The 20,239-nt window shown below is 38.8% G+C and carries 23 protein-coding genes; 9 read left to right on the forward strand and 14 right to left on the reverse strand.

Going from position 1 to position 20,239, the window contains the following annotated elements; all coding sequences use genetic code 11:
* Positions 1-105: 105 nt before the first annotated feature.
* From dusA to H5116_RS05580, 7 genes are all read left to right on the forward strand, one after another.
* Complete coding sequence (dusA, locus tag H5116_RS05550) at positions 106-1,038, forward strand: tRNA dihydrouridine(20/20a) synthase DusA (RefSeq protein ID WP_259398787.1); 933 nt, start codon at positions 106-108, stop codon at positions 1,036-1,038.
* A 245-nt stretch (positions 1,039-1,283) separates the two neighbouring features.
* Entirely contained in the window at positions 1,284-1,964 is a 681-nt protein-coding gene (locus H5116_RS05555; RefSeq protein ID WP_154903844.1) for a PspA/IM30 family protein, read from the forward strand.
* A gap of 9 nt (positions 1,965-1,973) precedes the next feature.
* Entirely contained in the window at positions 1,974-2,180 is a 207-nt protein-coding gene (locus H5116_RS05560) for a PspC domain-containing protein (RefSeq protein ID WP_002957924.1), read from the forward strand.
* A gap of 172 nt (positions 2,181-2,352) precedes the next feature.
* Entirely contained in the window at positions 2,353-2,679 is a 327-nt protein-coding gene (locus H5116_RS05565; protein WP_002957925.1) for a hypothetical protein, read from the forward strand.
* Between the two features lie 79 nt (positions 2,680-2,758).
* A complete protein-coding gene (locus tag H5116_RS05570) occupies positions 2,759-3,268 on the forward strand; it encodes a copper chaperone PCu(A)C (RefSeq protein ID WP_404936166.1) in 510 nt (169 codons plus the stop codon).
* 8 nt (positions 3,269-3,276) lie between these two features.
* Entirely contained in the window at positions 3,277-4,263 is a 987-nt protein-coding gene (locus H5116_RS05575) for a DUF2333 family protein (protein ID WP_182715710.1), read from the forward strand.
* A 3-nt stretch (positions 4,264-4,266) separates the two neighbouring features.
* The gene (locus H5116_RS05580) at positions 4,267-5,037 is read left to right on the forward strand and encodes a TIGR04219 family outer membrane beta-barrel protein (RefSeq protein WP_002957929.1); all 771 of its coding nucleotides are present in this window, start codon (positions 4,267-4,269) and stop codon (positions 5,035-5,037) included.
* Between the two features lie 33 nt (positions 5,038-5,070).
* Here H5116_RS05580 and H5116_RS05585 read toward each other — a convergent pair whose 3' ends face one another.
* Both H5116_RS05585 and H5116_RS05590 read right to left on the reverse strand, forming a co-directional pair.
* Complete coding sequence (locus H5116_RS05585) at positions 5,071-5,958, reverse strand: TIGR03899 family protein (RefSeq protein ID WP_039485422.1); 888 nt, start codon at positions 5,956-5,958, stop codon at positions 5,071-5,073.
* Positions 5,927-6,508, reverse strand: coding sequence for an SRPBCC family protein (locus H5116_RS05590; protein WP_182715711.1), 582 nt, complete (start codon positions 6,506-6,508; stop codon positions 5,927-5,929). The genes H5116_RS05585 and H5116_RS05590 overlap by 32 nt, the downstream gene beginning before the upstream one ends.
* Positions 6,509-6,619: 111 nt before the next feature.
* Between H5116_RS05590 and H5116_RS05595 the strand changes: the two genes are divergently transcribed.
* Both H5116_RS05595 and H5116_RS05600 read left to right on the forward strand, forming a co-directional pair.
* Positions 6,620-8,809 (forward strand): EAL domain-containing protein, encoded by a 2,190-nt coding sequence (locus H5116_RS05595; protein WP_182715712.1) that lies wholly within the window; start codon positions 6,620-6,622, stop codon positions 8,807-8,809.
* A gap of 131 nt (positions 8,810-8,940) precedes the next feature.
* Positions 8,941-11,118: a YgiQ family radical SAM protein gene (locus tag H5116_RS05600; protein WP_182694728.1), complete on the forward strand. Its 2,178-nt coding sequence runs from the start codon at positions 8,941-8,943 to the stop codon at positions 11,116-11,118.
* Between the two features lie 168 nt (positions 11,119-11,286).
* On the opposite strand, the gene H5116_RS05605 is transcribed toward H5116_RS05600, so the two are convergent.
* The 12 genes from H5116_RS05605 to H5116_RS05660 form a co-directional block, all read right to left on the reverse strand.
* Entirely contained in the window at positions 11,287-11,694 is a 408-nt protein-coding gene (locus H5116_RS05605; RefSeq protein WP_239022708.1) for a protein disulfide oxidoreductase, read from the reverse strand.
* 202 nt (positions 11,695-11,896) lie between these two features.
* On the reverse strand, positions 11,897-13,255 hold the full coding sequence (gene mgtE / locus H5116_RS05610; protein ID WP_002957935.1) for a magnesium transporter: 1,359 nt from the start codon (positions 13,253-13,255) through the stop codon (positions 11,897-11,899).
* Positions 13,256-13,386: 131 nt separating this feature from the next.
* Positions 13,387-13,659 (reverse strand): HPr family phosphocarrier protein, encoded by a 273-nt coding sequence (locus H5116_RS05615; protein WP_002957937.1) that lies wholly within the window; start codon positions 13,657-13,659, stop codon positions 13,387-13,389.
* 42 nt (positions 13,660-13,701) lie between these two features.
* Positions 13,702-14,547 (reverse strand): RNase adapter RapZ, encoded by an 846-nt coding sequence (rapZ, locus tag H5116_RS05620; RefSeq protein ID WP_002957938.1) that lies wholly within the window; start codon positions 14,545-14,547, stop codon positions 13,702-13,704.
* Positions 14,548-14,565: 18 nt separating this feature from the next.
* Entirely contained in the window at positions 14,566-15,018 is a 453-nt protein-coding gene (gene ptsN, locus H5116_RS05625; RefSeq protein WP_024595797.1) for a PTS IIA-like nitrogen regulatory protein PtsN, read from the reverse strand.
* 4 nt (positions 15,019-15,022) lie between these two features.
* Positions 15,023-15,310 (reverse strand): ribosome hibernation promoting factor, encoded by a 288-nt coding sequence (gene hpf / locus H5116_RS05630; RefSeq protein ID WP_007580301.1) that lies wholly within the window; start codon positions 15,308-15,310, stop codon positions 15,023-15,025.
* A gap of 26 nt (positions 15,311-15,336) precedes the next feature.
* Positions 15,337-16,836, reverse strand: coding sequence for an RNA polymerase factor sigma-54 (locus H5116_RS05635; protein ID WP_002957941.1), 1,500 nt, complete (start codon positions 16,834-16,836; stop codon positions 15,337-15,339).
* A 69-nt stretch (positions 16,837-16,905) separates the two neighbouring features.
* Complete coding sequence (gene lptB, locus H5116_RS05640; RefSeq protein WP_002957942.1) at positions 16,906-17,631, reverse strand: LPS export ABC transporter ATP-binding protein; 726 nt, start codon at positions 17,629-17,631, stop codon at positions 16,906-16,908.
* Positions 17,628-18,173 (reverse strand): lipopolysaccharide transport periplasmic protein LptA, encoded by a 546-nt coding sequence (gene lptA, locus H5116_RS05645; protein ID WP_182715713.1) that lies wholly within the window; start codon positions 18,171-18,173, stop codon positions 17,628-17,630. Before lptA ends, lptB begins: the two co-directional genes overlap by 4 nt.
* The gene (gene lptC / locus H5116_RS05650) at positions 18,163-18,717 is read right to left on the reverse strand and encodes an LPS export ABC transporter periplasmic protein LptC (RefSeq protein WP_182715714.1); all 555 of its coding nucleotides are present in this window, start codon (positions 18,715-18,717) and stop codon (positions 18,163-18,165) included. The genes lptA and lptC overlap by 11 nt, the downstream gene beginning before the upstream one ends.
* A complete protein-coding gene (gene kdsC / locus H5116_RS05655) occupies positions 18,714-19,265 on the reverse strand; it encodes a 3-deoxy-manno-octulosonate-8-phosphatase KdsC (protein WP_007580311.1) in 552 nt (183 codons plus the stop codon). The genes lptC and kdsC overlap by 4 nt, the downstream gene beginning before the upstream one ends.
* Positions 19,266-20,237: a KpsF/GutQ family sugar-phosphate isomerase gene (locus tag H5116_RS05660; RefSeq protein ID WP_002957946.1), complete on the reverse strand. Its 972-nt coding sequence runs from the start codon at positions 20,235-20,237 to the stop codon at positions 19,266-19,268. It lies immediately after the preceding gene.
* Positions 20,238-20,239 lie beyond the last annotated feature (2 nt).

The following is a 20,239-nucleotide window of genomic DNA, read 5'->3' on the forward strand; positions in this document are numbered from 1 at the left end:
TTTTGTGTAAAATGCAGCGCCTTTTAAGCTGTGCTTAATAACTTTAATACCCTGAGGTTTGCTTTGAATAAATGTACTTTGGATAGACGCTTTTCTGTGGCCCCCATGCTTGATTGGACTGATCGCCATTGTCGTACTTTTCATCGCAAAATGACTAAACATACTGTGCTTTATACTGAAATGATAACCACAGGGGCTATTTTATTTGGTCGAGGCGACTACTTACATTTTAATAAACACGAAGGCCCAGTTGCGCTGCAACTTGGTGGCTCTGATCCTAAAGCGCTTGCGCAATGTGCAAAACTTGCAGGTGAGCGTGGTTATGACGAAATAAATTTAAATGTAGGTTGCCCGTCAGACAGAGTTCAAAATGGCCGATTTGGCGCATGTTTAATGGCTGAACCTCAATTAGTTGCTGAGTGCGTAGCAGCAATGAAAAACGAAGTAAGCATTCCTGTTACCGTTAAAACGCGTATTGGTATTGATGAGCAAGATTCGTATGAGTTTTTATGTGCGCTTATTGAAGCGTCTCATAAAGTAGGGTGTGATGATTTTATTATTCATGCTCGTAAAGCATGGCTTAATGGTTTAAGCCCGAAAGAAAATCGTGAAGTTCCACCGCTTGATTATCCACGTGTTTATCAACTTAAAAAAGATTATCCGCAGCTAGACTTAAGCCTAAATGGCGGTGTTAAAACAATTGAGCAGAGCCTAGAACATTTGCAACATATTGATGGTGTAATGATTGGGCGTGAGGCTTACAGCAACCCATTTATGCTCAATGACGTTGATGAGAAAATTTATGGTGATGCTGCAAACACGCAGTCACGCCACGACGTAGTGCGTTCAATGTATGACTACATTGAAGAAGAAATGCGTTTGGGTGCTAATTTTTGGCATATTGCACGTCACATGCTCGGTATTTTTCAGGGGCAGCCTGGTGCGCGAGGTTTTAGACGCCACCTTTCTGAAAGTGGTCACGGTAAGCAAGCTGATTTATCGGTAATGGATAAAGCATTAAGCTTTGTAGCAGAATAAAAACTAAGCTTTAAAAATTCTAAATTTAAGCCACTTTCGAGTGGCTTTTTTGATCCTAAAAATTAGTCAAAATCATAATTTATTGGCCAATTACACTCTATGTTGTTCAGCTTAAAGTCACTAAAATTTAGAGTGATTATTGTTTATCATTATGATTTTAAATGTTTTATTTTTGTTTTGATGGACTTGGCACAACTCTTGGAATCTTCTTGTTGAAATTAATTAAAAATCAACAGGAGAATACCATGGGAATCTTTAACCGCGTAAATGATGTAATTCAATCAAACATTGTCGCCATGCTTGATAAAGCAGAAGATCCAGAAAAACTTTTAAACCTAATGCTTACCGAGATGCAAGATGCATTGAATGAGTGTCGTAGTACAGCAGCCGCTTTATTGTGTGAAGAGAAAGTAATTAATCGCCAAATTGATACTAAAAAAACAGAATTAGCAGCTTGGCAAATGAAAGCAGAACGTGCGGTTGAGAAGGGCAGTGATGACCTTGCTAAATCAGCTTTACTTGAGAAGCAACGCGTTAACGAAAGCATTGAAAATAAGCAAACTCAACTAGAAACATTGCAAGAGTCTATTGCAAAAATTAAGTCTGATTGTGAACGCTTGCAGCAAAAAATGGCTATGGCTAAAACTAAGCAAGCTCAGTTAATGCAACGCCATAATGTTGCTATTGCTAGAGGGCGAATCAGTACGCAACTACAAAGCGATAAAGTTGCCCATGCGTTGTCTCGTTTTGAACAAATAGAGCAGCGTGTTGAAGGTATTGAAGCTCAAGTAGAGGCTTATGAGCTGACTGATACAGCAAGTTCTACCAGTGCCCAAATTGAGTCGTTAGTTAAAAATGAAAAAGTTGATGCTGAGTTGGCTCGCTTAAAGGCGAACTTAAATACTAATTTAAAACACACTGCTTAGGAGATTGCTATGAACAGCTTTAATCGTCAACAAGGTTGGTATAAAGATACTCTGAATAAAAAAATATCTGGTGTTTGTAGTGGTTTAGCCCATAGATTGGACTTTCCGGTTTGGGCAACACGCGTAGTTACTATTTTGTTGTTTTTGAGTTTTCCGTTTGCAGTTGCACTTGGCTATTTTATAGCGCATTGCTGCCTTGAAAATAAAGAGTATTAATACCAACAGGCATAAATATTTGAACAATTTAACGAATTAAATCACCCTATAACGTTGTTAAAAATTTTAATTTAGAACAGCTAGGTATAAAAATTTTTGCCTAGTTATAGCGCAATTTTCTTATCGTTAAATAGACCTCATGTATAAGCCGGTTGGTATAAGGAGAATTACTATGAAAGCTTTGGCAGTATGTGTAATTATCTATTTATTACTGTTTACTGATTTAATAACGTTTGTGCAGATTGATTCTTGGCAGTTGCCGTTATGGATTGCTGACATTAGTTGGGCTGGGCTCGAGCTTGTAGGTGCTTTGGCCGCAATTATTGCTGTAGTTGCGGTAGTGGCTTTAATTACTATGGGATTAGTTGGTGCCGGTGTAGTGGCATTAGCAGGGACTGTTTTAGCGCTTTTATTCGGATCTATAATGATTGCATGGCCGTTACTATTTGTTGCAGTGTTGTGTTGGCTTGTTGCTGATAACAAAAAAGTAGCCTCTTAATCCTTAATTTGACTGACTATTATAGGTTAACTATGTTAAATTTAGCCTGTAATTTAAAGTTTTCATAAGGATAATAATGATGACGAAACTATGTTTTTCGATGGCTTCTGCATTAATATTTAGTTTTTTTTCGTCATCGTTGGCGGCGCACTCAGGGCACGATCATGGTTCTGATGTGGCTGTGCTCGAAGTAACTAACGCGCAAGTTAGAGAGTTTTTACCTGGCAGTACTTCAACTGTAGGTTATTTAACCCTTATTAATCACAGTGGAGCCGCAGCAACTTTAACTAAGGCAACTATTGATGGCTTGGGGCGTGTTGAAATACACGAGCATTCACATGTAGACGGCATGATGAAAATGCAACAAGTTGAATCGGTTGAAATTAAGGCGCACGAAAGTGTCAGCTTTCAGCCTGGCGGTTATCATTTAATGGCATTTGAACCACAAGAGCTATTAAAAGTAGGACAAGAACGTAAACTCACACTATATTTTAGTGACGGTAATCGCTTATTTACTAATGCTCAAGTCGTGTCGCTTGAGGCGCAAGCTAAGCAGTCAAAACCATCTACTCAACACGCTCATCATTAGGAGTACACATGTCGCAACATAAAGGAAAAATAGCAGGAATAATTGTTTTACTGCTTATCATTTTTTACGCAATTGCTGTTTATTGGAGCACAGAACCTTCACGTTTTGACGTTGTTGCAAACGCGAAAGAGCAAGCGCAGCTTCGTAATGAAAAAATAGTAACGGGTTATGTAACTACTTCTACATTAATTACGGTAGCCAATACCTTACTAGATAAACCGGGTGGCTACTTATCAAATGATGTAATACCACCAAGTATTATTATGGATGATATGCCAGCGTGGGAATATGGCGCACTAGAAATGGTACGTGATTTATCGCTTTCTATGCGAAAAGATTTTAGCCGTTCTCAATCACAATCAACGGAACATGAAGCCCTTAAAAAGGCGCAGCCGCAGTTTAATATAAGCTCTGAGGCATGGGCATGGCCAAGTGCCGAAGGTGAGTACCAAAAAGGTATTGACTACTTAATGGTATATCGTGGACAAATTGCTAATGAGCATGAGCGCGATAGCCAATTTTACGCACGAGCAGATAACTTACGTAGTTGGCTTAAAGAAGCTGAGAAACGTTTAGGTAGCTTAAGCCAACGTTTAAGTGCCAGTGTAGGCCAAGAAAAAGTGAACACCGATTTAGCGGGTAATTCATCTAATAAACAAGCAACTCTTGCGCCACTGCAGCAGCAAGTAAGAACACCGTGGTTAGAAATTGACGATGTGTTTTACGAGTCGCGCGGTGCTACTTGGGCGTTACTGCATTTTTTACAAGCGATAGAGTATGACTTTAATGACGTGCTTGAAAAGAAAAATGCACGTGTAAGCTTACAACAAATCATACGTGAACTTGAGGCGACTCAAGAAATAGTATGGAGCCCACTTATTTTAAACGGTAATGGTTTTGGCTATGTTGCTAACCATTCTTTAGTTATGGCAAATTATATTTCTAGAGCCAATGCGGCTTTAATCGAACTCAGCGAACTACTAGCTCAAGGATAAAAAATGAAAAAGTATTGTTTAGCAGCAGCCCTTTCAATGGCATGTTTAGCACCAGCAGCGCAAGCTGACACTCTACTAGGTTTATACGTAGGTGTTGATGGGTGGAAGTCAGATAACGATGGTCAATTTTCTTATAAAAATAATGCATCTCAAGATTTTAATTTTGAAGATGAGACTTTTGTAAGTTACTACGCGGCACTTGAGCACCCTGTACCATTAGTTCCAAATATTAAATTAAAGTATACCGAGCTTGAGTTAAATGGTTCTGCGCTACTTACAGATACATTTAGCTTTAATGGCTCTGATTATGTTGTAGGCTCTACGGTAAATACTGTAAGTGATTTAACACACATCGATTACATTTTTTATTATGAGATTTTTGATAACGATTTAATCTCAATTGACTTAGGTTTAAATGCTAAGCAGTTTGATGGTGATATTGTTGTAAATGGTACTACTCAAAATGGTGGTACTAACTTTACCGAAACAAAAGACTTCTCTGGTTTTGTTCCTCTTGCATATGGCCGTGCCGAAGCAGGCTTACCATTTACTGGTTTAAGTGTATTTTTTGAAGGTAGCTTTTTGGCTATTGACGATAGCAAAGTACAAGATTACCAAGTAGGCGTAGCGTGGGAACTTATTGATAACCTAGCAGTAGATGTTGCTGTTAAAGCAGGTTACCGCTCTATGGTATTAGAACTTGATGATGTAGATGATATTACTACTGATATTGATGCATCAGGCCCATTTGCGGGTATTCAGGTTCACTTTTAATTAGTATTTTCTAATTAAACAAAGCGTGGCATATTATTTTATTGCGTGCCACGCTAAATCAAACTCTCCCTCCAGCGCATTATTAATTAACTGCTTATAAATTTTATTTACAGGAAAATTAATGAGTTTAGATAACTCATCACCTGTTTGCGTGAATTTATAATAGCTTAATACCAAATCACTGCTTTTTGCTTTTAACGTTACTTTTTGCGATAAAAATGAAAGGGTAAGTTCTTGCCCCGCTTTAAGCACTGCAGATTCAATTTCTTTTCTATACAGTAAATTAAGATCCATAAGTGTTAAAATATCAGGAAAACTAATACCTGTTTTTCCTAAATTTAGAGACACTTTATTGCCTTTTCGTAGCAAATCAAACAATGACGGTTTTTTGTAAAAGCCGAGTAAAATAAAGTGGCTGTCGTCTTTTTCGTTATAGCCTGAGAGCGACACACATTTTTGCAAAGAGTCAGCTTCTCGCTGTGTCATATGCTTTAACGTTTGCAGGCTTTTAATTGAAAACGTACCAGGGTTGAGTGTTTCTCCCGTTAAAATTTTGGCCCATAAAGTTTGCATTGACGCATTTGAAGTATCTTCGCACAGTGCGATAAAATGCTCTACCCAGTCAGCATCGGGTTGTTTAGTACTTGCTACATCGGGGCAAAACCCCATAGCCATTGCTAAAATTGACTCTATATTTTGTTGTTGTTTTATTAGTAGTAAATCTTGGCGCTTTTGGGCACGAGCTAAAACAGAGTTTTCACTGTTGATATGATAAAGCGGCTTAACTTGGCCTTTAATATCGTAATTTTGTTCGGGGGTAGGCAATATTCCGTTACTGCCTATTTTTGTTATAGGGTAACCAAGTAAGGATTCGATAATGTTAGCAAGGTTAATTCTCGCTTGTGCTGTCTTGACTGGCATGGCTGTGCATTGTCCTTTGTGAATGACTAAGCTGAGCAACAGTTTTAAGGTTATTTAACCCCATTGAAACTGTATTACGGAGCACATATTCGCTCAAAATTGCGGTGTAACCCGATATTAAAGGGGCGGTTGTTTGTCCGTTAATCTTACATATTAAAGTGACGATACCGTTTTGCTCACTAAAATTAAAAGTCCCCCTAATAATATGCTCAGCATTTAAAAGTATATTAAAGCTGACCTTATTTTGATTCACCGAAGTTATGATCATTTCACCATACCCCCATTTTCCTTTCCAAGACTGATGAGCACCTAGGCCAGAGCTAGGTTCGCCCAAGGTAAAACGTATACTGGGGTCTACTTTTTCCCATGGAGACCATTTTTGCCATTGATTAAAGTCAGTAATAAGCGGTTTTACTGCGTCAATATTTGCATTGATTTCTATTGTTTTATTTACATTATAACTTTGGGGAAGTATCAGCCCTACCAGCACTAATACCAATAACAATAACAGTACGCCTTTGATTAATATTTTTAATGGTTTAATAAGCACACCTTTTATTAGTTTTTTGAGTTGAAATACAACAACTTTTTATTAATCGACTATAGTATGAATTAGATTATAAACCAAAAATAATTTATAAATTGCTACCTAGGAGAGCGAATGTCGTCAGATCAAAACGATTTTTTATTTTTTGAACAAGACTATGAAGATGATGCAGTAATTGAGCCGACTAAGTTTTGGGATATTTTAATTGTTGATGACGAACCTGAGATCCACTCTGTAACAAAGTTAGCTTTGTCTGGGGTTGAGTTTTTGGGGGCAGGCTTGCGATTTCATGATGCCTATTCGGGAGCTGAAGCAATAGAGATTTTAGCTGAAAATAACGATATTTCAGTTATTTTTTTAGACGTTATTATGGAAACTGACGATGCTGGCTTGCAGGTTGTAAAAAGGGTGCGTGACGAATTAAATAATCAACATGTGAGAATTATTTTAAGAACAGGGCAAGCTGGTAATATACCAGAAGAAAAAGTAATACGTGAATACGATATAAATGATTATAAAACTAAAACAGAACTCACTCGCTCTAAATTAGTAACATCGCTCATAACCGCTATTCGCTCTTACGAGCAGGTATGCCAGCTTGAATATCAAAGTGATGCAATGAACACGATTGTTTCTGCATCAAAGTCTATTTTAGGGCTTACTGATATTAAGCAACTATGCAAAGAAATCATCAAGCACATGAGTATTATTTTAAAGTGTTCACCTCGAGGGCTTGTGTGCAGCAAATTAGACGGCGATGACTTTATTCAAGTATTAGGTGGTTGTGGGCATTACGAAGACTACTTTGGTGAAAAATTAATTAATGTTGATAGCAAAGTATTTAAACAAGTTGAGTTGTGTTTTGATTTATCAAAGCATCAACATACAGACTCAAGTGCAACATTTGTATTAAAAAGTAAGCATAGAAAAGCGGCTTTATATATAGAATGTGACCATGTTCCTTTGCAAGCACAATTGCAGTTTGCTGAAATCTTCTTAACAAATGTGAGTGTTGCCCTCGATAATATAAGGCTGTTTGTAAAGTTAAGAGATGCAGCTTATAAAGATGTGCTTACAGGTATTTCAAATCGTACCAATTTTATTGAACGGGTAGAGCGTTATCAAAAGCCGCACGTGAATGATTATGTATTTGTACTACTTGATATAGTTAATTTTGCAGATATTAATAATGGCTTAGGGCAAGAGGTCGGTAATAAAGTATTAATTGGCATTGTGCAAAGGTTAAAAGAAAACTACCCAACAGCTAAGTTACTATCTCGTATTGGTGCTGATGTTTTTGGTTTTATTATTCGCCGTGATGAACTCGACTTAAAAAAATTGAATGAGCAGTTAGGTGTTCCATTTTGTGCAGAAGAGCATACATTGCCTATCGATTTTAGATTGGGTTTATGCCAACAGCAAGACTTTCAAAGTAGCGGGATTGATACACTTAAAGTTGCTTATATTGCACTTAATCAAGCTAAAAAAACAAAACACAAAGAGGGAATTTATTACAGTGTAGACATGCAAGATAAAATGGCTTGGCGCATAGGAATTATTAGGCAATTACGCCATGATTTTGCTCGAAACAAGTTAGAGGTATGGTACCAACCTCAACTTTCATTAGGAGACTTGTCTCTAATTGGATGTGAGGCATTACTTAGGTGGCCCACCGGTAATGGATCATATATATCGCCAGCGGTATTTGTTCCACTTGCAGAAGATGCGGGCTTGATTGTTGATATAGGGCAGTGGGTTTTAGAGCAAGCTTGCCAACAACAAAAGCGCCTAGAAAATATGGGTACCGAAATTTGTATTGCGGTTAATGTGTCTGTTCCGCAGTTTAAAGTAAAAGGCTATGCTCAAAACGTTAAAAATACATTATTAAAATATGGCGTTAAGCCAAAAAACATAGAATTAGAAGTCACTGAAAGCGTAGTAATGGATGAACTCGAAACTGTTATTAATACACTTAGAGAGCTTCAAGAGCTAGGGATGGAAGTTGCTATTGATGACTTTGGGACTGGCTTTTCATCGCTTAGTTATATACAAAGTTTACCCTTGGATAGATTGAAAATAGATCGTGCATTTATTAAGGATCTGCCAAATGATGACACTGGCGCTATTGCTGCCTTAGTTATTTCTCTTGGTGCTAAGTTGGGTTTAAAAACGATTGCTGAAGGCGTTGAAACACAAGAACAAGCTCAGTTCTTAAAAAACTTAGGCTGTGATGAGGTACAAGGTTTTATGTATGCTAAACCAATGCCTGAGCATGAATTGATAGAATTTATAAATAAACGCTAAAAAAGATTAACTTATTATTTAAGCTAATGAACGATTTAGAATTTAAAGCGCGATATGCTTTGACTACTTTGTATATATAAAGAATTTAGTAGGGTATAATTCGCGCCTTTTGTTATTCTACGGCCACAATTATGAGCACACTCAAAGCTAAGCGCGCCTTATTTTCATACCCTAAATACTGGGCTGAATGTTATGGCACCGCGCCATTTTTACCAACTACACGTGAAGAAATGGATGCACTTGGCTGGGATAGTTGCGACATAATAATAATTAGTGGCGATGCGTACGTTGATCATCCTAGTTTTGGTATGGCTGTAATTGGCCGTGTACTTGAAGCGCAAGGCTTTAGAGTGGGGATTATTGCCCAACCTGCATGGGACTCTAAAGATGCATTTATGGAGCTCGGCAGACCGAATTTATTTTTTGGTGTAACAGCCGGCAACATGGATTCGATGATCAACCGCTATACAGCGGAAAAACGCATGCGCCACGATGATGCTTACACGCCTAATAACGTTGGCGGTAAGCGCCCAGATCGCGCCGTGATGATTTACTCGCAAAAATGCCGTGAAGCATACAAAGGTATCCCAATTGTTATTGGCGGTATTGAAGCCAGCCTTCGCCGTATTGCTCATTACGACTATTGGCAGGAAAAAGTACGTCGTAGTATTTTGTTTGATGCAAAAGCCGATATTTTAATTTACGGTAACGCAGAGCGCCCGCTAGTTGAAGTTGCACACCGTATTGCGGCGGGTGAAACGATGGATACGATTCAGGATATTCGCGGCACGGCTGTTATTCGAAAAGAGCCTCTACCTGGTTGGCGTGGCAGTGATTCTACCGCTATTGATAAAATTGGTAAAATAGACCCTATTCCAAACCCATATGGCGCGGATGATGTTGGCTGTAGTAAATCTGAATTTAAACAAGCGGGTATTGATTTAAAAGCAGAAGCGGCAAAACCAATCATGGTTCAGCCTGCACGTCCTAAGCCGTGGGAAAAAACCTATGTTAAGTTACCTGCTTATGAGCAAGTAAGTGTTAACAAACCTTTATACGCCCATGCCTCGAGAATTTTACATCAAGAAACAAACCCTGGTTGTGCAAGAGCGCTTTACCAACGACATGGCGATCGCTCTATTTGGGTAAACCCGCCAGCATATCCATTAGAAACACATGAAATGGATGCTGTATTTGGTTTGCCGTATCAGCGTATTCCTCACCCAAGTTATGGTGATGCTAAAATCCCTGCTTACGATATGATTAAAACGTCTGTTAATATTATGCGTGGCTGTTTTGGTGGTTGTTCGTTTTGCTCAATTACAGAACATGAAGGGCGCATTATTCAAAGTCGTTCACAAGAATCTATTATTGAAGAAATTGAACAAATTAGAGATAAAGTTCCCGGCTTTACTGGTGTTATTTCTGATTTAGGTGGCCCAACGGCGAATATGTATAAGCTGCGCTGTACGAGCAAAAAGGCCGAGAGTACCTGTAGACGCTTATCATGTGTGTATCCAGATATTTGTAAACACATGGATACAGATCATACGCCAACAATAGATTTGTATAAAAAAGCACGTGAAGTTAAGGGTATTAAAAAGGTATTGATTGCTTCAGGTGTACGTTACGATTTAGCTGTACGCGACCCGCGTTACGTTAAAGAATTAGTAACGCACCATGTAGGCGGTTACTTAAAAATAGCGCCAGAGCATACAGAGGATGGTCCATTATCAAAAATGATGAAACCAGGTATGGGAGCGTACGATCAATTTAAAGAACTATTTGATAAGTACTCTAAAGAAGCCGGTAAAAAGCAGTATTTAATTCCTTACTTTATATCTGCTCACCCAGGTACAAAAGATGAAGATATGGTAAACATGGCTTTATGGCTTAAATCAAACGACTTTAAGCTTGATCAGGTACAAAATTTTTACCCATCACCTATGGCTAATGCGACGACTATTTACCATACAGAGATGAACTCTTTGCGTAATATAAAAAACAACTCAGAAGTTGTTCCAGTACCTAAAGGCGCACGCCAACGTAGATTACATAAAGCTATTTTACGCTACCACGATGCAGCTGGTTGGCCAATGATACGTGAAGCTCTACGTAAAATGGGTAAAGCTAATTTAATTGGTAAAGGGCCTAACTGTTTAGTGCCAGAAGAAGGGCGCGATGAAAAATCAGGTAAAGGTGGTAAAAAAGGTGGGCGTCCGGCACTAACGCGACATACTGGTTTTAGCCAATTTAAAAAGGCAAACACTAAGCCAAAAGTGGGCGGTAATCGTCAAAGCACACGTTAGTAATTTTATTTGCTAATAGATAAGGCTAATTGCGGTACGCGTTTTTTAGCTTTTGTATACGTAAATTAAGTCAGCTTTGCTCTTTATTATCTATATTATTGTAGGTGATAAAGAGTGAGGTTTTAGAGCCCCTTCTCTTTAGATATCCTGTGCTAAGTTTAGCTTTTTTTAAAGCATTGATGATAACCACAAACGCAATTTAAGTGACCATAACGGCTGAATGCCGGTGAGTCCTTGCGTCATTTTATTATCTTTTAAGATTATATAAGATGGCGTGACTTGTCCCTGCCAATCGGAAAATATCTCCCCGTGTTGATCGTTAACAGTACTGAAGCTGTAGCCTTGCTCATTTAAATAATCATGCAGCTCTTGATCAGAGCCTGATTTTATCGCGATGCTCACGACGGGGTATTTATTCTCGTTTGCGAGTTCGTTTATGGCAGGGGAGGTAATACTACAAATAGGACACCAAGTTCCCCAAAAATACACAAGCGTGGGTTTATCTTGGCTCATTGCTGCTAAATCAATGTTTTGCCCTTTATAATCGATTAATTGTAATTGAGGATTTGCTGGCATGACAGGTTGCCGCCACCAATTGACGGCAGTATAAATGACGAAAAATATAGAGCCATATACCAGTACGCTTTTTAATATGGATACGCTTTTTTGTTTTAGCGTTTTTTTAGGTATGTCATTTTTATGTTTGGTATCCGTTGCCATAGCTACTGATTTACCCTAAGTATTTTTGCTGTAGTTTTTTACATTTAAAGCGTTTAATTTATATCAGCAACCATGTAGCAGTACCTAAAAAGGCGAATATACCAACAATATCAGTCACCGTGGTTAGCACCACACTCCCTGCAAGAGCAGGGTCTATATTCATTCTTTTAAGAATTATTGGAATACTTGCCCCAGCAACACCTGCCACCACTAAGTTCATAAACATAGCGAAGGCGAGTACGCCACCAAGCATAAAGTCCCACTGCCATAGCGCAATAACACCCGCAATTAATAGTGACCACAAAATACCGTTTAGCGCGCCAATGGCCAGTTCTTTCATCATCAAGAAACGTTGGTTTGTTTGGTTTATATGACCTACTGCAATACCACGGATAACAAGCGTTAATGATTGGCTACCAGCAACACCACCCATAGAAGGGACAATACCGTTAAGCACAGCCAAAATAGGGAGCACATCTAAAGTGCCTTCAAAAAAGCTAGCTACAAAAGCAGCTGCAAGTGCGGTTAGTAAGTTAACTCCTAGCCAAACTGAGCGTTTTTTAGAGCTTTTTAGTACTGGCGCGAATGTATCCTCTTCATCATCAAGACCGGCTAGGCTTAATAAGCTATGCTCGGCATCTTCTCGGATTACATCAACGATGTCATCGATAGTAACACGACCGAGGAGTTGGTCGTTATCGTCCACCACTGGGGCCGATATCCAATTATGACGCTCAAATAATTGCGCTACTTCACTTTCATCCATTGAGATTGGGATAGACTCACAATCTTCATCCATTAAATCGCGGACAATTTTTTCTGGCGGATTAGTTAATAATGTACTCAGCGATAAAGCGCCTATAAAGCAGTTATGTTTATCAACAACATATAAATCATCTGTACCCTCTGGTAACTCACCACGCAGTCTAATATAACGAAGTACAACATCGAGTGTTACATCAGGGCGAATGGTCACCGTATCGGTGTTCATTAGCGCACCTGCTGAACGCTCTTGATATGACAGTGCTTGCGTGGCACGTTCACGGTCTTGAATGTCCATCGCGCTAACAACGTCTTTATAGACGGTATCTGGCAGGCTACGTAATACTTCACCTAAGTCATCGTGGCCCATGTCTTCAGTTGCGGCGGCAATGTGCTTAGGTTCCATTTGGGCAATAATGCCTAAACGAACATCTTCAGATAATTCTTCAAGAACATCACCCTGCACATCAGGATCGACCAATTGCCAAAGCAGTCGGCGAATTTTATGCGGTGATGATTCTAATAATAATGCGGTATCACAAGGAGCCGTTTTTGCGAGCATGCGCCTAACTTGAACAAATTGACCACTATTGAGTGACTTCGTCACCTGCTTTAGTTGCTGTAGTGGATAATCTTGTTCAAAAGCTTCTGGCATTGGCGTCCTTTATAAATTGTTATATTACTTTATGGGGGGAGGTGAGTTAACTGGCGTTACTAACCTATTTATTTTATATATCTGTTTTAATTGAAGCACTAGTAATGCGAATATTGTTTTTATAAAACAGATTATTCTTGTTCATTAAAGCGTTGTGCTATTAATTCTCCAACAGCGTGTAAAGCTTGCTCAGAATCAGGGCCTTTACAAACAACTTTAACTTCTTTTCCTTGGCTACTTTCAAGTAACATTAATGCAAGTACGCTATCGCCTGCTGCTTCTTTGTCATCTTGGAATAATGTGATTGTCGCATCAAATTGTACTGCTAATTGCGCAAGCACAGTAGCTGCTCTGGCGTGTAAGCCTAATTTGTTTTTTATTAAAAAGGTATCTTCACAATGCATAACTTACTCTACCTAAGCTGAACAGGTGATTATTCAGCTATATTATTTTTCTTGCTCGCGATGGCGAATTTTTACATTGGGATGTGTCATTGCAAAACTTTCACCGATAGTTTGCGCTAAATACACAGAGCGATGTTGCCCGCCTGTACACCCAATAGCAATGGTTAAATAACTGCGGTTATTTCGTTCTAAATGCGGTAACCACGTTTGTACAAATGTTTGAATTTGCCATGTGAATTTTTGCACTATGCTGTGATTAGCTAAATAGTCTTTAACCGGTTGATCTAACCCATTTAAAGGCTTCAACTCTGGTTCCCAGTGTGGATTTGGTAAAAAGCGTGCATCAAATACGTAGTCTGCTTCTTTTGGTATACCGTGTTTAAAGCCAAATGATTCAAATGTGACAATCAGTTGCTTATCTTTTTTACCTAAAATCTTTTCACGAATAGATTCAGCGAGTTGATGAACACTTAAATCAGTCGTATCTATCATAAAGTCGGCGCGAGTGGTTAATACATCAAGTAATTCTTTTTCTTTTTTGATGGCTAAATCAAGGGGCAACGAGTCTATTGATAGTGGGTGTAATCTGCGTGTTTCAGAAAAACGTTTGATCAATGTCTGATCGTCGCTATCTAAATAAAATAACGTAGGGTTTGCAAAGCCTGGTAAGTATTCAAGAATATCGTTAAATTCATCTTGTTCTTTAGGGATGTTGCGCACATCAATGCTAACAGCAATTTTATCGTAGCTATCAGATACACTGCGAACTAATGAAGGAAGTAGGTTTACTGGAATATTATCTACGCAATAATAACCTAAATCTTCTACAACGCGCAAAGCAACCGACTTTCCAGAACCAGAACGGCCGCTTATGATAATTAACTCCATTTAACACCCTTTATAAAACTATGATTGATCGACAATAACTTGGTAAAGCTCAGTATCAGATTTTGCACTGCGTAACTGTTTACAAAAATCTTTGTTGTTTAGTTTATCAGCAATGGTTGCTAGAGTCTTTAAGTGCTGCTGGTTATCGCCATCTGGTACGATGAGTGCGACAAAAATATCAACAGGGCGATTATCGATTGCATCAAAGTTTATTGGAGTTTCGCTAACGAGCACTAAAGCCAAAGGCTCTTCTGCACCGCTCATTCTTCCATGAGGAATAGCAATGCCACGCCCTATACCTGTACTACCTAATTTCTCTCTGCTCATTAAAGCATTAAGAATATCTTGTTGCGGTAAATACGGAAGTTTGTCGTGAGCAAGTTCGCTAATGAACTCTAAAATTCTTTTTTTGCTATTAAAAAGGACCGCAGCTTTGCTGCAGTCCTGGCATATAAGTGAACTTAATTTCATCATATTAGTGTCGAGCAAGCTTCTCTTTGTGTTTGATTACTTGGCGATCGAGCTTGTCGATCAACGAGTCAATAGCGGCATACATATCTTGATGTTCTGTAGAGGCAAATAGCTCAGCACCGCTTACGTGTATTGTGGCTTCTGCTTTTTGATTTAATTTTTCTACATCGAGAATGACATGAACATTATTAATATGATCAGAGTGTCTTTCAAGCTTCGCAAATTTAGTATTAATATAGTCTCTTAGTGAATCGGTTAATTCTACGTGACGACCAGTTAAGTTTAGTTGCATAAGCATTACCCTCTTAGTTTAGCGTCTTAAATCAGACTTTTACGCTGATTTGACGGTGGAATAGCAAGAGATTCGCGGTATTTTGCGATTGTACGTCTCGCTACTTTAATTCCTTGCTCAGCCAATATATCCGCTATTTTGCTATCACTCAATGGTTTTGCTGAGTTTTCTGCTGCGATTAATTTTCGGATAAGCGCACGTATTGCTGTAGATGAACATTCACCACCGTTTTCAGTACTTACATGGCTTGAGAAAAAATATTTAAGCTCAAATATACCACGGGGTGTATGCATGTACTTTTGAGTAGTTACGCGAGAAATTGTCGATTCGTGCATTTCTACCATTTCAGCAACATCATTTAAAACCATTGGTTTCATGGCTTCAGGGCCATGTTCAAAAAAGCCTTGTTGTTGCTTAACAATACAATTAGTAACTTTTAATAGCGTGTCGTTTCTACTTTCTAAGCTTTTAATAAACCATTTAGCTTCTTGTAAATGTGAGCGAATAAACTGGCTGTCGCCACTTGATTTTACAGTGCGAGACATTGCTGCGTATTGGCTATTAACACGAATTTTAGGCATGCTATCTGGGTTTAATTCGACAACCCAGCGGCCTTTAATTTTTTTAACTGACACATCAGGAATAACATACTCAGATTCTTCCCTTACAATAGTATCTGCAGGTTTTGGGTTGAGAGTATGTATTAGTGTCATTACTTCTTTAAGCTCTTCTTCTTTGAGCTTAGTTTTTTTCATTAATGTACGATAGTCGCGAGCTGCTAATAGATCAATATGCTCGGTTAAAATCATTTTCGTTTCATTAATATAAGGTGTTTCTTTATCAAATTGATTAAGCTGAATACACAAACACTCTTGTAAACTACGTGCAGCAATACCAACAGGATCAAACAGTTGGATGCGTTTTAATACCGCTTCAATTTCATCAAGTTCGACTTCGTTATCATCTTCGTTTTCTTGATTAAAGCTTTCTAAAATCTCTTCGCAGCTTAGTGTTAAAATACCTGAATCATCGACAGCTTCTACAATAGCAATAGCAATAGCTTCGTCTGTAGGGCTAAATGGCGTTAGTTGTAATTGCCACATTAAATACTCATGGAGCGTTTCAGTAGAGGCGCCTTGGTATATTGATTCGTCTTCAGGCATTGGACCTGATGAGGCTGCAGGAGCGGCACTCATGTACTCATCCCAACTGACATCCATAGCCATGTCGTCACTTAGCGTGTCTTTTGCAAGTGCTTCACCAGTATCTTGTTCGTATTCGCTCGGAGCATCATCAGCAGATGCGCTAACAGTTATGTCATCGGTATCAGCTTTTTGCTCGTTTTTACCAGCAGCGTCTTCGGAATAGTCTGCCTCTTCAACCTCTAATAGTGGATTACTGTCGAGAGCTTCTTGTATTTCTTGCTGGAGATCCAATGTACTGAGTTGCAACAAACGAATAGCTTGTTGCAACTGTGGAGTCATTGTAAGTTGCTGGCCCATGCGCAGCTGTAGTGATTGCCTCATGTATCTCTAACAATCCTTTTATGTTGTTATAATTAATACTAGCAGATGCTTAAAGACATGGCGTAAATGTTACAGCCTAAATTGCTCGCCTAAGTAAACATCGCGTACTGTTTTATCATTTAATACGTGTTCTGGAGTACCTGATGCAATCAGCTCCCCATGAGAAACAATGTAGGCTTTTTCACAAACATCAAGGGTCTCTCTTACGTTATGGTCGGTAATTAATACACCAATCCCACGATTTTTAAGATGTTCTATTATTTTCTTTATATCTAATACCGAAATAGGGTCAACACCGGCAAACGGTTCATCCAGTAATATAAATTTAGGATCTGCTGCCAGCGCTCGTGCTATTTCTACACGACGACGTTCTCCCCCCGATAATGCCATACCTTGGCTATCACGAATGTGTTGTATGCTAAATTCATCTAATAAGTTATTGAGCGTGTCTTCTCTGGCTTGTTTATTTAGTTCTTTGCGCGTTTCTAAAATGGCCATTAAGTTTTGATAAACAGTCAGCTTTCTAAAAATCGATGACTCTTGTGGTAAGTAGCCTATGCCTAATCTAGCACGACTATGCATAGGTAAAAGAGTAATATCGTTATCATCAATAGATATTTTACCTTTGTCGCTAGGAACAAGCCCTACAATCATATAAAAAGTCGTTGTTTTACCAGCACCGTTAGGGCCAAGTAAGCCAACTATACTGCCAGCTTGTACTTCAAGGCCGACGTTTTTTACAACTTCACGACCTTTATAGCTTTTTGCCAATAGTTCTGCTTTTAATGTGCTCATGGTTGACCTTTATCGCCTTTTTTACTTTTTTTAGCTTCGATCGGTACTAAAATTGTGTGAACGCGGTCAGTTGAGTTTTCATCTTTTTCGGCACTGATGAGCTGCTGCTCTATGTCGTAGGTAATGCTTTTAGCATTTATTTTTTGTCCGGCTTGCGAAACTTGTGCATTACCAACAAGCGTTAAAAAACGCTTAGATACATCATAACGTACTTCGTCAGCACTGGCGCTCATAGTCGTGCCGTCTGATTGCTTTTCTTCAAAGTGCGCAGGGCTACCTGTGGCAATTAATAATTGTTTATTATCACCAAGTTCATCACGTTTGTGTACTTCTAGGCGATCGGCTGTAATGCGGCGATTACCGTGAATAATCTCAACGTTTTTCTCAAAAATACCCACATTAGCTTTCAATTGACCTTCTTGCTTGTCGGCACTTATTGAAATTTGATTGGCAGCAGGTTGCGTGTTTTGCTCTGCAGCACTACTATTAAACGCTAGTATAAGTGTAGGAATTATAAGTGATTTTAATATTTTATTGGTCATAATATATGGTTCGCGTATGGTTAATTAGTTTTATCACTTCGGTTTTCAAGTCGGCTTCTAGGCCTTTACCGGTGATTTTTAAATTGGGTCCAGTGATAATGACGGGTTGCTCCGAACGCATTGTTAATAACTTTATATCAACCTGAATATTATCAGCATTGATTTTGTCTATCATGGCGTTATCGGTTAAATTTTTGGCAACCACATTACCTTCTAAAATTAATTGTTTATCTTCATATAATGTTGCTTCGTCTGCATTTATTTGCCACGTTTGTTGCTCGTTATATAAAGTAAAAATGGGTTTTTCAAAAAACGTGAAACCTAATTGCTGGTATAGCTCCATTTTAGCCGCAGTGACTTTGTGGCTAATTTTACCTTGCTCATCATAGGCTGTCTGTTTGAGCTCAATAGCTATGTAATCAGGCTTAGCAACAACTTCAGGCTCAGCCTGAGGCACAATATTTGTTTGTGCAAAATAAGGGTACCAAAGCCAAACCATACAGCTAATGAATAAAACGCTTAATATTATGCGCGCTGCATTCATGAACTAGTGCCTTGTGTAGTCAATGCTTTACCATTTTCAAGCATGAGCAAATCGGTGAGTTCTCTCACAGCGCCAAAACCACCAGGCATTTGCGTTACATAATGTGACAAACGCTTAATAAGAGGGTGGGCATCATTTACTGCAACGGCAAAGCCTACTAACTCCATAACAGGCATGTCAGGACCGTCATCACCAATATAAGCAATTTGTTCATCGCTAAGGTTGAGTTTATCTTTTAATTCTTGATAGGCAATGAGCTTATTTTCTTGGCCTTGATAAATATGCTGTACGGTTAAGCTGCTCATACGTTGTTGTACTATCTGTGAATGACGACCAGTAATAACAGCTACTTCAAAGCCACTGTTTATAAGTGCTTTAATGCCAAAACCATCTTTTGTATTAAATGCTTTTAGCTCTTCACCTTGATTGCCAAGGTAAATACGGCCATCAGAAAATACACCATCAATATCGCATATAAGTAGTTTTACTTTTTTAGCGCGTGCTTTTGCATCATCGCTCAGCGGTTGATAGAGTTCTTCAAATTGCATTTATAACACTCCTGCTTTTAATAGGTCTTGCATATTTAATGCGCCAATAGGTTGGTTTTTCTCATTGACGACGATTAGGCCATTTATACGTTTACGTTCCATAATATTGAGCGCTTCAGCGGCTAAAATATCTTGCGTAGCTGTAGTGCATGACTTAGTCATAACAACATCTATTTGTGTTGTATGAATATCAATTCTTTGTTCTAAAATGCGACGTAAGTCACCATCGGTAAATAACCCTACGAGTTGCTGATTTTCATCAACAATGGCTGTCATACCTAATCCTTTAGCTGACATTTCTATTAGAGCATCTTTAACTGTTTGTGAAACATCAATAATAGGTGTATTTGCGCCGCTGTGCATAACATCTTTTAAAGTAAGTAATAAGCGCTTGCCTAAACTACCACCTGGGTGAGATAGCGCGAAGTCATCAGCTGTAAAGCCGCGAGCTTCTAATAATGCAACTGCCATGGCATCGCCCATCGCAAGCGTTGCAGTGGTACTTGATGTAGGGGCTAGACCCAATGAACAAGCTTCTTTTTCTACTTTAATGCACACATGTACATTAGCAAGGGTTGCCATTGTTGATTGTGTATTGCCAGTCATCGCTATCATTTTGGCACCAAGTCGTTTTAAAACCGGAATGATATTTAAAACTTCGCTGGTTTCCCCTGAATTAGAAATAAGCATAACCACGTCATTTTTAGTGATCATACCTAAATCACCATGACTTGCTTCACCAGGGTGAACAAAAAACGCAGGGCTGCCAGTGCTTGCAAGGGTTGCCGCTATTTTATTGCCAATATGGCCTGATTTTCCCATGCCAATAACAATAATACGGCCTTCACAGTCGTACATTAATTGGCACGCGTTATGAAAATTTTCATCTACATATTGTGCAATATCACTAAGTGCTTGGCGCTCAACATCTAAAACGCGAAGGCCTTGTTCAATAAAGTTTAGCGTTGCCATCA

Source organism: Pseudoalteromonas sp. SG45-2, assembly GCF_014164115.1.
In the GTDB taxonomy this organism is placed as follows: domain Bacteria; phylum Pseudomonadota; class Gammaproteobacteria; order Enterobacterales; family Alteromonadaceae; genus Pseudoalteromonas; species Pseudoalteromonas distincta.